Source organism: Streptacidiphilus pinicola (genome assembly GCF_003258295.1).
Classification (GTDB): Bacteria; Actinomycetota; Actinomycetes; order Streptomycetales; family Streptomycetaceae; genus Streptacidiphilus; species Streptacidiphilus pinicola.
On the sequence record NZ_QKYN01000003.1, the window covers coordinates 67712 to 79621 of the forward strand.

Genomic DNA, 11910 nt, shown 5'->3' on the forward strand with positions numbered 1-11910 from the left:
CGATGACCGACACCGCCGAGACCACGAACGACGCGACGCCCCGGCGTGAACTCGCCGTCCCCGACCTCTCCCTGGTGGTGCTCGTCGGCACCACAGGATCCGGCAAGTCCAGCTTCGCCGCCCAGCACTTCCTGCCGACCCAGGTCGTCTCCTCCGACGCCTGCCGCGGCCTGGTCGCGGACGACCCCAACGACCAGGCGGCCACCGGCGACGCCTTCGACCTGCTGCACTACATCGCCGGCAAGCGGCTCGCCGCCGGCCGGATCACCGTGGTCGACGCGACCAACGTGCAGCAGGAGTCCCGGCGCAAGCTCGTCGAGCTGGCGCGCGACCACGACGTGCTGCCGGTCGCCATCGTGCTGGACCTGCCGCAGCAGCTGTGCGCGGAGCGCAACTCCCGCAAGCCGGACCGGGCGCACTTCCCGCCGCGGGTGCTGCAGCGTCAGCAGAGCGAGCTGCGCCGTTCGCTGCGCCACCTGGAGCGCGAGGGCTTCCGCAAGGTGCACGTGCTGCGCTCCGAGGCCGAGGTCGACGCCGTCGGCATCGTCACCGAGAAGCGCTACAACGACCTGAAGCACCTCACCGGCCCGTTCGACGTGATCGGTGACATCCACGGCTGCCGTGCCGAGCTGGTCACCCTGCTCGGCAAGCTCGGCTACGCCGTCACCCGCGACGCCGAGGGCCGCGCCGTCGACGCCGCGCACCCGGAGGGCCGCACCGCCGTCTTCGTCGGCGACCTGGTCGACCGCGGCCCGGACACCCCCGGCGTGCTGCGGCTGGTGATGGGCATGGTCGCGGCCGGACACGCGCTCTGCGTGCCCGGCAACCACGAGAACAAGCTCGGCCGCGCGCTCGCGGGCCGCAAGGTGACGGTCAGCCACGGCCTGAAGGAGTCGCTGGACCAGCTGGCCGCCGAGCCGCCGGAGTTCGTCGCCGAGGTCCGGGAGTTCATCAAGGGTCTGATCAGCCACTACCTGCTGGACGGCGGCCGGCTGGTGGTCTGCCACGCGGGTCTGCCGGAGAAGTACCACGGCCGCACCAGCGGCCGGGTGCGCTCGCACGCCCTCTACGGCGACACCACCGGCGAGACCGACGAGTACGGGCTGCCGGTCCGCTACCCGTGGGCGGAGGAGTACCGCGGCCAGGCGCTGGTCGTCTACGGCCACACCCCGACGCCGGTGGCCAACTTCCTCAACAACACCATCTGCCTGGACACCGGCTGTGTCTTCGGCGGCAGGATGACCGCGCTGCGCTACCCGGAGCGGGAGCTGGTGGAGGTCGATGCCGAGCAGGTCTGGTACGAGCCGGTGCGCCCGCTGATCAGCGACGCGCCCGGCGCACGCGAAGGCCGTCCGCTGGCGCTGACGGACGTCGCTGGCAGGCGCATCGTCGAGACGCGTCACCACGGCCGGGTCGCGGTGCGGGAGGAGAACGCCGCCGCGGCACTGGAGGTGATGAGCCGTTTTGCGATCGATCCGCGGCTGCTCGCCTACCTGCCGCCGACCATGTCACCGGTGGGCACCTCGCAGCGCGAGGGCTACCTGGAGCACCCGGACGAGGCCTTCGCCGCCTACCGGGCGGACGGCGTGCGTCAGGTCGTGTGCGAGGAGAAGCACATGGGCTCGCGCGCGGTCGTCCTGGTCTGCCGCGACGCGGAGGGCACGGCGGGGGAGAAGCGCTTCGGCGTGCCGACCGGCGGCCAGATCTGGACCCGCACCGGCCGCGCCTTCCTCGACGACCTCACCGTTCCGGGTGTCCCCGCCGAGCACGGCGCGGTGACCCGCGCGGTGCTGGACCGGCTGCGCGTCGCGGCGGAGTCCGCCGGCCTCTTCGCGGAGCTGGACAGTGACTGGCTGCTGCTCGACTGCGAGCTGCTGCCCTGGTCGCTGAAGGCCGAGGGGCTGCTGCGCCGCCAGTACGCGGCGGTCGGCGCCGCCTCCGGCGCGGCGCTGGGCGCGGCGCGTGCCGCGCTCGCGGCCGCCGCCGGTCGCGGGGTGGCCGGGCTCGACGTCACCGAGCTGTCGGAGCGTCAGGATCTGCGCGCGGCCGACGCCGCCGCGTTCACCGAGGCGTACCGGCGCTACTGCTGGACGGTCGAGGGGCTGGACTCGGTGCACCTCGCCCCGTTCCAGCTGCTCGCCGCCGAGGGCGTGAACCTGGCCGTGCGCCCGCACGACGAGCACCTCGCCTGGATCGACCGCCTGGTGGACGCCGACGCCTCGGCGCTGCTGCGGCCGACGCGCCGGCTCGTGGTCGACACCGAGGACCCGGACTCCTGCACGGCGGGCGCCGCCTGGTGGGAGGAGCTGACCGCGCGCGGCGGCGAGGGCATGGTCGTCAAGCCGATGGGCTCGCTGGTCCGCCCCGAGGGCGGCCGCCTGGTCCAGCCGGGCGTGAAGGTCCGCGGCCGCGAGTACCTGCGGATCATCTACGGCCCCGACTACACCCGTCCGGAGCACCTGACGCGGCTGCGCTCCCGTGCTCTCGGCCACAAGCGCTCGCTCGCGCTGCGCGAGTACGCCCTCGGCCTCGAGGCCCTGGACCGCCTCGCGGCGGGCGAGCCGCTGTGGCGGGTGCACGAGGCGGTCTTCGCGGTTCTCGCCCTGGAGTCGGAACCGGTGGACCCCCGTCTGTAGTTCTCAGCCCAGGGGCGCCCCGCGCCCCTGGGCCTGGCAGAAAACCCAGCGAGGAACGGCACATGACCTACCGCATCCACCGGGTCCGGCCCGAGGACTGGCAGCGCGTCCGGGACATCCGCCTGCGGATGACCAAGGACACGCCCCTGGCCTACCTGGAGTCGCACGAGACGGCGCTCGCCCTCACCGAGGACGAGTGGCGCTTCCGCGCGGCGCGCAACTCCCAGCCGGGCAACACCGGCTTCGCCGCCGTCGAGGAGGCGACGGGGGAGTGGGTCGGCGCGATGAACGCCTACGTCCCGCCCGCGGATCCGGGGCAGGCGCCGGAACGGGCGTGGCTGGTCGGCGTCTGGGTGGACCCGGCCCACCGGGGCCGGGAGCTCGGGCTGACCGACCGGCTGCTGGACGCCTGCACGGCCTGGGCCAGGGACGTGGCGGGCGCGCCGTCCCTCTACCTGGAGGTGCACGAGAACAACCACCGGGCCCGGCGCTTCTACGAGCGCCGCGGCTTCGTGGCGACCGGCTTCACCCAGCCCTACGACCTCGATCCGGAGACACTGGAGCTGGAGATGAAGCTCACGCTCCGGCGTGCATAATCATTCGCTGTATTGCACGTATATGCTGGACGGGTCGTCGTGACGACGGCCCCGTCCGCCCACGTCTGCAGGAGCCCGGCATGGCCTTCAATCTGCGCAACCGGCACTTCCTCAAGGAGCTGGACTTCACTGCCCAGGAGTTCCTTTTCCTGGTCGAGCTGTCGGCCCGGCTCAAGGCGGCCAAGTACGCGGGGACCGAGCAGCCGCGCCTGCGCGGCAAGAACATCGCCCTGGTCTTCGAGAAGGGCTCGACCCGCACCCGCTGCGCCTTCGAGGTCGCCGCGGCGGACCAGGGCGCGCACACCGTCTACCTGGACCCCTCCGGTTCGCACCTCGGCAGCAAGGAGTCCGTCAAGGACAGCGCCCGGGTGCTGGGCCGGATGTTCGACGGCATCGAGTACCGCGGCCACGGCCAGGCGATCGTCGAGGAGCTCGCCGAGTACGCCGGCGTCCCGGTCTGGAACGGCCTGACCGACGAGTGGCACCCCACCCAGATGCTCGCGGACGTGCTCACGATGCAGGAGCACAGCACCAAGCCGCTGGGCGAGCTCGCCCTCGCCTACCTGGGCGACGCGCGCAACAACATGGGCAACTCACTGCTGGTCACCGGCGCCCTGCTCGGCTTCGACATCCGCATCGTCGCGCCGAAGGCGCTCTGGCCCACCGACGAGGTCCAGTCCGAGGCCCGCCGCCTCGCCGCGGCGAGCGGCGCGCGGATCACCGTCACCGACGACGTGGCCGCCGGCGTCGCGGGCGCCGACTTCCTCTACACCGACGTCTGGGTCTCCATGGGCGAGCCCAAGGAGGTCTGGGCGGAGCGCATCGCGCTCCTCGCGCCGTACCAGGTTTCCATGGACACCATCCGCGCCACGGGCAACCCGGACGCCAAGTTCCTGCACTGCCTCCCGGCCTTCCACGACCTCGGCACCGAGGTCGGCCGGCAGCTGCACGCGACCACCGGCATGTCCGAACTCGAGTGCACCGACGAGCTCTTCGAGTCCGAGCACTCCATCGTCTTCGACCAGGCGGAGAACCGCCTGCACACCATCAAGGCGGTCATGGTCGCCACCCTCGGCGACTGAACCCCTTCCGCGCTCACGGCAGTCGGCCCTCGATCACGGTCTCGGTGATCGAGGGCCGCGCCCACACGGCGAGGATCTCGTTCGCCAGCTCCAAGTCGTGCAGTGCGGAAGGCTCGGTCACCCGGCCGACGCTACCGCCCGGCACCGACCGGCTATGCGGTGGCCTGCGCCGCGCGCTCGCCCAAGGCGCGGATCTGGTCGATCAGCGCCGGGGGCGACTGCACGGTGAAGGGCAGGTCCAGCATCAGCAGGCGGACCGCCGTCCAGTCGAGGCGGTCGGCCTCCGCGCTCCAGCGGGCGGTGCCGTCCGGCAGTGGTTCGACCTCGCCGGGGGCCTGGCCCAGCCGCTGCCGGACCGTCTCGGCGTCCGTGTGGAAGTCGACCACGACCGGGGCGGAGGGCCACAGGCCGCGCAGCTTCTCCTGGACGAAGGCCGCCGCGTCCGCCGCCGGGAGCTCGCGCGCGGTCGCCCGCGCGCCCGTCGCCGTCGGGTCGGCCAGCCGGTCCACGCGGAACAGGCGCCAGTCGTCGCGGTCGAGGTCCCAGGCGACGAGGTACCAGCGGCGGCCCGTCGCGACCAGGCGTTGCGGTTCGACGTGACGGCGCGTCTCCGCGCCGCCCGCCGCGCGGTAGGCGAAGCGGACGCGTTCGTGGTTGGTGATCGCGCCGGCGACGACGGTGAGCACGGCCGGTTCGACGCGCGGGCCGCCGCCCGTCATCGTCACCACCGCCGCGCCCAACGCGCCGACCCGGTACCGCAGCCGGGAGGGCAGCACCTGCTCCAGCTTGGTGAGCGCGCGCAGCGACGCGTCCTCGATCCCGTCGACCGCGCTGCCCGCGGCCGCGCGCAGGCCGACCGCGATGGCGACGGCCTCCTCGTCGTCGAGCAGCAGCGGCGGCAGTGCCCGGCCCGCGACCAGGCGATAGCCGCCGATGGAGCCCAGCGTGGCCTCGACGGGGTAGCCGAGCTCGCGCAGGCGGTCGATGTCCCGGCGGATGGTCCGGGTGCTGACGTCGAGCCGGCCGGCCAGCTCGGTGCCCGACCACTCCCGCGGGGTCTGCAGCAAGGAGAGCAGATTCAACAGTCGTGCCGAGGTGTCCATCATGTTTTCCAGAATCCGCGCCCACTAGGACAAGATCTGTCCTATATCCCTCATAGCTTAGGTCCTGTCAGCGAGAGAGCGGCAGTACGGCAGCAGGCAGGAGAGCAGAGATGAGCACCACGGATCGCAGGCGGTGGATCGCCCTCGCCGTCGTCATGACGGCCAGTTTCATGGACCTGGTGGACGCGACGATCGTCAACATCGCCATTCCGAGCATCCAACGGGATACCGGTGCGGGCTTCAGCGCGATCCAGTGGATCACCGCCGGTTACGCCCTCGCCTTCGCGGTCGCTCTGATCACCGGCGGGCGCCTCGGCGACATCTTCGGGCGCAAGCGGATCTTCCTCGTCGGCACCGCAGGCTTCACCGCCGCCTCGCTCCTGTGCGGGCTGGCCGCCAACCCGGAGATGCTGGTCGCGACGCGCATGCTGCAGGGCGCGGCCGCGGCGATGATGGTGCCTCAGGTGCTGTCGATCATCCACGCCACCTTCAGCGGCGAGGAGCGCGGCAAGGTCTTCGGGATGTTCGGGGCGATCATCGGCCTCGCCGCGGTCACCGGTCCGCTACTCGGCGCGCTGCTGACGACGTGGAACCTCTTCGGCCTGGAGTGGCGGCCGATCTTCCTGATCAACCTGCCCTTCGGTATCGCCGGCCTGGTGCTCGGCCGTCGCTTCATCGACGAGTCGAAGGCGCCGCAGGCGCTGAAGCTCGACCTGGTGGGTGTCGCGCTGGCCACCGCCGGTCTGCTGATGGTGATGTACCCGCTGGTCCAGGGCCGCGAGAACGGCTGGCCGGTCTGGGGCTGGGGGCTGATGGCGGCGGGTCTCGCGACCCTCGGCGGCTTTGTCCGCTACGAGCGGTTCAAGGGCGTCAAGGACGGCTCCCCGCTGGTCGAGCTGAGCCTGTTCAAGGCGCGCAGCTTCGCCGCCGGCATCGGCGTGCAGCTGGTCTTCGGCGTCGGGATGGGCATCTTCTTCCTGGTCTGGACGCTCTACATGCAGATCGGCCTCGGCTGGACCCCGCTGCACGCCGGCCTGACCGGCCTGCCGTTCAGCGTCGCCTGCTCGGCCGCGGCCGGGATGTCGGTCCAGCTGCTGGTCCCGCGCCTCGGCAGCCGCCTGACGCTGCAGACCGGTGCGCTGACCACCGCCGCGGGCGCGCTCCTCTACATCGGCGAGGCCTACCGCTACGGCCAGGGCATCCACTCCTGGCAGATGGCGCTGCCGCTGTTGGTCATGGGCGCCGGGATGGGCATGGTCTTCGCCCCGTTGACGGACGCGGTCCTCTCCGAGGTGCCCAAGCAGCACGCGGGCTCGGCCTCGGGTCTGATCAACACCACGAACCAGCTCGGCAACGCCTTCGGGCTGGCGCTGGTCTCGGTGGCCTTCACCGGCTCGACGGTGATCCGCTCCTTCGGCCACGCGATGTTCTGGATGGTGGGCGCCCTGGCGATCGTCACCGTCCTGCTGACGGCCCTGCCGAAGCGCGGCGCGCAGGCGGAGGGCGAGGTCGCCGCGACCGCGGACGACTCTGCTGACCAGCGGGTTCTCGTCGGCTGACGCCGACCTGCCGGCTCCTTCCCACCGGGGGCCCGACTCCTCGCGACACGTCGCGGGAGCTCGGGCCCCCGGTTTCGCGTGATTCCCCCACGTGTACTAGGGTGGTATCTCGACATCAAGATATCTGCCGCTACACTCGACCTGGATCGCGTGAGCAGCGCGCCCGGAAGACCCAGAACACAGGGAGAAGTCGTGTCCGCGAACAGCTTCGACGCCCGCAGCGCACTGCAGGTGGGCGACGAGTCGTACGAGATCTTCAAGCTCGACAAGGTCGAGGGCGCCGCCCGCCTTCCCTACAGCCTGAAGATCCTCCTGGAGAACCTGCTCCGCACCGAGGACGGCGCGAACATCACCGCCGACCACATCCGGGCGCTCGGTGGCTGGGACCCGAACGCGGAGCCCTCCGAGGAGATCCAGTTCACCCCGGCCCGCGTGATCATGCAGGACTTCACCGGCGTGCCCTGCGTCGTCGACCTCGCCACCATGCGTGAGGCCGTCAAGGAGCTCGGCGGCGACCCCTCCCGGATCAACCCGCTGGCCCCGGCCGAGATGGTCATCGACCACTCGGTCATCGCCGACAAGTTCGGCACCAAGGACGCGTTCACCCAGAACGTCGAGATCGAGTACGGCCGCAACAAGGAGCGCTACCAGTTCCTGCGCTGGGGCCAGACCGCGTTCGACGAGTTCAAGGTCGTCCCGCCGGGCACCGGCATCGTGCACCAGGTCAATATCGAGTACCTGGCCCGCACCGTCATGGTCCGCAACGGCCAGGCCTACCCCGACACCTGCGTCGGCACCGACTCGCACACCACCATGGTCAACGGCCTGGGCGTGCTGGGCTGGGGCGTCGGCGGCATCGAGGCCGAGGCGGCCATGCTGGGCCAGCCGGTCTCCATGCTGATCCCGCGCGTGGTCGGCTTCAAGCTCACCGGCGCGCTGCCGGACGGCGCCACCGCCACCGACCTGGTGCTCACCATCACCGAGATGCTGCGCAAGCACGGCGTCGTCGGCAAGTTCGTCGAGTTCTACGGTGACGGCGTCGGCGCCGTGCCGCTGGCCAACCGCGCCACCCTCGGCAACATGTCCCCGGAGTTCGGCTCGACCTGCGCGATCTTCCCGATCGACGGCGAGACCATCAACTACCTGCGCCTGACCGGCCGCAGCGAGCAGCAGCTGGCGCTCGTCGAGGCCTACGCCAAGGAGCAGGGCCTGTGGCACAACCCGGCGTCCGAGCCGGTCTACTCCGAGTACCTGGAGCTGGACCTGGCCACCGTCGTGCCGTCGATCGCCGGCCCGAAGCGCCCGCAGGACCGCGTGATCCTGGCCGAGGCCGCCACCAGGTTCCGCTCCGCCGTGCGTGACTACATCACCACCTCGGACGAGTCCGGCGAGGAGTCCTTCCCGGCCTCCGACGCCCCGGCGTCCAGCAACGGCATCCACAACCCCTCCGTGGTCACCGCCCCCGACGGCTCGACCTACGAGATCGACAACGGAGCGGTCGTGATCGCCTCGATCACCTCCTGCACCAACACCTCCAACCCCTCGGTCATGCTGGGCGCCGCCCTGCTGGCCAAGAAGGCCGTGGAGAAGGGCCTGACCGTCAAGCCGTGGGTCAAGACCACGCTGGCGCCGGGCTCCAAGGTCGTCATGGACTACTACGAGAAGGCCGGCCTGCTCCCCTACATGGAGAAGCTGGGCTTCAACCTGGTCGGCTACGGCTGCGTGACCTGCATCGGCAACTCGGGCCCGCTGCCCGAGGAGGTCTCCAAGACCGTCAACGACCACGACCTGGCCGTCGTCTCGGTGCTCTCCGGCAACCGCAACTTCGAGGGCCGGATCAACCCCGACGTCAAGATGAACTACCTGGCCTCGCCGCCGCTGGTGGTCGCCTACGCCATCGCGGGCAACATGAACGTCGACATCACCCGCGACGCGCTGGGTGCCGACGCCGAGGGCAACCCGGTCTACCTGCACGACATCTGGCCGACCGAGCAGGAGGTCGCCGACGTCATCGCGACCTCGATCGACCAGGACATGTTCACCAAGGACTACGCGGACGTCTTCGCGGGCGACCACCGCTGGCAGTCCCTGCAGGTGCCGACCGGCAACACCTTCGAGTGGGACCCCCAGTCCACCTACGTCCGCAAGCCCCCGTACTTCGAGGGCATGGCGCACGAGCCGGCTCCGGTCACCGACATCTCCGGTGCCCGCGTCCTGGCCAAGCTGGGCGACTCGGTCACCACCGACCACATCTCCCCGGCCGGCAACATCAAGGACGGCACCCCGGCGGCCGAGTACCTCAAGGCCAACGGCGTCGAGAAGCGTGACTTCAACTCCTACGGCTCGCGTCGTGGCAACCACGAGGTCATGATCCGCGGCACGTTCGCCAACATCCGCCTGCGCAACCAGATCGCGCCGGGCACCGAGGGCGGCTACACCCGCGACTTCACCCAGGCCGACGGCCCGGTGTCGTTCATCTACGACGCCTCGCAGAACTACCAGGCCGCGGGCACCCCGCTCGTCGTCCTGGCCGGCAAGGAGTACGGCTCCGGTTCGTCCCGCGACTGGGCGGCCAAGGGCACCGCGCTGCTCGGCGTCAAGGCCGTCATCGCCGAGTCCTACGAGCGCATCCACCGCTCCAACCTGATCGGCATGGGCGTCCTGCCGCTGCAGTTCCCGGAGGGCCAGACGGCCGACTCCCTCGGCCTGACCGGTGAGGAGACCTTCTCCTTCGCCGGCGTGACCGAGCTGAACGAGGGCCGCACCCCGAAGACGGTCAAGGTCACCACGGACACCGGCGTCTCCTTCGACGCCAAGGTCCGGATCGACACCCCCGGCGAGGCGGACTACTACCGCAACGGCGGCATCCTGCAGTACGTGCTGCGCTCGCTGATCAAGTAAGCCCGCGCTGCTCAGAGCGGCCCTGCTCCCTTCGGGGAGCAGGGCCGCTCGCGTTTTTCCGACGGCCTGTTGACTGCTCTAACCCCTGATGTAACCCTATGAGGGGTTAGAGCGCCGCGAAGCCTGGCTGGAGGCCACCATGCCCAAGATCAACGTGTATCTGCCCGACGAGCTCGCCGCCGCGGTGAAGGCCGCCGAGATCCCCGTCTCCGCCGTCTGCCAGAAGGCGCTGGCCGACGCGGTACAGGTGGTCACGGTGGCCAGAAAGGGGATCGCCGCGCTGCGCGACCCGGACTTCGACCCGGACGCGCGCCCCGAGCTGGCCGCGCGCCTCGCGGGTCGGATGACCGCCCGGCTCAAGGCCTCCGTGGAACTCGGCCGCGCCGCCGCGGCGGAGGGCCCGGTCGGCACCCGGCACCTGCTCGTCGGCCTGCTCGACGAGGGCGGCAACCTCGCGGTGCGCCTGCTCCCGGCCCTCGGCGAGGAGCCGGAGGCGCTGCGCGAGGCCGCGCTGGCGAGCGCGGCCGAGGAGCCGCTGCCGAACTCGGCGGCCAAGCCGGCGCCGGCGGGCGGTTTCTGGTCCGGGCTCACCATGCCCGCCCGCAACGCGATCGGCGCCGCGCTGGAGGCGGCCCTCGACCTCGGCCACAACTACATCGGCTGCGAGCACCTGCTGGTCGGTCTCCTCGCCGACGAGGAGAGCGGCGCGGGCCGCGTCCTGCACGCCGCCGGCCTCGACGCCTCGGCGGTCCGCCGCGCCATCACCACCGCCCTGGCCGGATTCGCCCAGGCCCGCCAGAACGCGACCCCCACCGGCGCCGAGGCCGTGCTCAAGCAGCTCGTCGACCGCCTCGACACGATCGAACGCCGCCTCGGCGCGGCGGGTCTGTGACCGGCGACGACGATCCCGCGGCGGGGCTCAGCTCAGCGCGGCCCGGGCGATGCCGAGGATGAACGGGCCGGTGTTCGCGGACTCGCTGGTGGGTGTGAACGCGTAGACCAGCACCCGCCCGCCGTCCCGCGTCGCGAACACGCCGTCGGTGTAGCCGGGGCGCGAGCCGGTCTTGCCCCAGACGGTGACGCCGTCGATCGTCGTGCTCATCAGGCCCATGCCGAAGCAGGCACGGCCGGGGTTGCCCAACTGGCACTGGTTGAGGCCGAGGTAGGGGACGTCCGGGACGGTGAACATGTCGTTCAGCTCGGCACTCGGCAGTAGACGTCCGGCGAGCAGGTCCTGCATCACCGTGCCCAGGTCGCGGGCCGACGAGATCATGCCGCCCTCGGCCCACGGGTACGGGCTCTGCCGCGTCACGTCCACGAGCCGCGTGCTGCCGTCGGTCTCGACCGCGAGGTATCCGTGCAGCTTCGGGCCGGGGATCCGGTAGTCGGTGGCGGCGGGGACCTCCGTGTCGCTCAGCCGCAGCGGGCGGATGACGCGGCGGTCGACCTCGGACGCGTAGCTGTGCCCGGTGACGTGCTCGATGAGCGTGCCGAGCAGGAAGTAGTTGACCCCGTTGTACTGCTGCTCCGTCCCGGGCGGGAAGCTCATCCGCTGCCCGCCGAGCGCGGCCTCGATCTGCGCGGGCGTCGGGTGCTCGAACCGGTGCGCGACGAATCCGGCCGGGTCGTTCTCGTCGTCGCCGACGTCCACGCCCGGCAGCCCGCTGGTGTGGTCGAGCAGTTGGGCGACGGTGATCGGCGGGAAATCGGCCGGCAGGACGCCGGGCAGGTAGTGCTGGATGCTCTGGTCGAGCGTGATCCGGTGCTCGGCGACCAGCTGCAGGGTCACGATCGCGGTGAACACCTTGGTCACGCTGCCGATCCGGAACCGCGCGTCCGCGCGGGGCGCGGTCCCCGCGGCCACGTCCCCGAGTCCGGAGACCCCACGCCAAGTGCCGTCCGTACCACCGACGTCGACCAGCGAACCGGTGATCACGGCGTTCGGCAGCCCACTGATCGCCGTCTGCAGCGCCGCCGCGTTCGGCTGCCCCAACCCCGGCCCACCGTCCCGGCCCGCCGCCCCGGCGGGCACC

At 71.4% G+C, this 11910-nt stretch carries 8 protein-coding genes; 6 read left to right on the plus strand and 2 right to left on the minus strand.

Annotated features, from left to right (window positions below; genetic code table 11):
• Positions 1-2: 2 nt before the first annotated feature.
• The 3 genes from DN069_RS00525 (at position 3) to argF (ending at position 4314) form a co-directional block, all read left to right on the plus strand.
• A complete protein-coding gene (locus tag DN069_RS00525) occupies positions 3-2636 on the plus strand; it encodes a polynucleotide kinase-phosphatase (RefSeq protein WP_111498661.1) in 2634 nt (877 codons plus the stop codon).
• A gap of 62 nt (positions 2637-2698) precedes the next feature.
• Positions 2699-3232: a GNAT family N-acetyltransferase gene (locus tag DN069_RS00530; protein WP_111498662.1), complete on the plus strand. Its 534-nt coding sequence runs from the start codon at positions 2699-2701 to the stop codon at positions 3230-3232.
• A gap of 80 nt (positions 3233-3312) precedes the next feature.
• Complete coding sequence (gene argF / locus DN069_RS00535; protein ID WP_111498663.1) at positions 3313-4314, plus strand: ornithine carbamoyltransferase; 1002 nt, start codon at positions 3313-3315, stop codon at positions 4312-4314.
• A 152-nt stretch (positions 4315-4466) separates the two neighbouring features.
• Here argF and DN069_RS00540 read toward each other — a convergent pair whose 3' ends face one another.
• Positions 4467-5420 carry a helix-turn-helix transcriptional regulator gene (locus DN069_RS00540; RefSeq protein WP_111498664.1) on the minus strand — a complete coding sequence of 318 codons (954 nt, stop codon included), beginning with the start codon at positions 5418-5420 and terminating at the stop codon, positions 4467-4469.
• A gap of 107 nt (positions 5421-5527) precedes the next feature.
• Here DN069_RS00540 and DN069_RS00545 point away from each other — a divergent pair, with 107 nt between their 5' ends.
• From DN069_RS00545 to DN069_RS00555, 3 genes are all read left to right on the plus strand, one after another.
• Positions 5528-6976, plus strand: coding sequence for an MFS transporter (locus tag DN069_RS00545; protein ID WP_111498665.1), 1449 nt, complete (start codon positions 5528-5530; stop codon positions 6974-6976).
• Positions 6977-7168: 192 nt separating this feature from the next.
• Positions 7169-9877 carry an aconitate hydratase AcnA gene (gene acnA / locus DN069_RS00550; RefSeq protein ID WP_111498666.1) on the plus strand — a complete coding sequence of 903 codons (2709 nt, stop codon included), beginning with the start codon at positions 7169-7171 and terminating at the stop codon, positions 9875-9877.
• A gap of 139 nt (positions 9878-10016) precedes the next feature.
• The gene (locus DN069_RS00555) at positions 10017-10769 is read left to right on the plus strand and encodes a Clp protease N-terminal domain-containing protein (protein ID WP_111498667.1); all 753 of its coding nucleotides are present in this window, start codon (positions 10017-10019) and stop codon (positions 10767-10769) included.
• 27 nt (positions 10770-10796) lie between these two features.
• Here DN069_RS00555 and DN069_RS00560 read toward each other — a convergent pair.
• Positions 10797-11910, minus strand: a 1114-nt coding sequence (locus DN069_RS00560; RefSeq protein WP_207892007.1) for a serine hydrolase domain-containing protein, incomplete at its 5' end; no start/stop codon positions are given.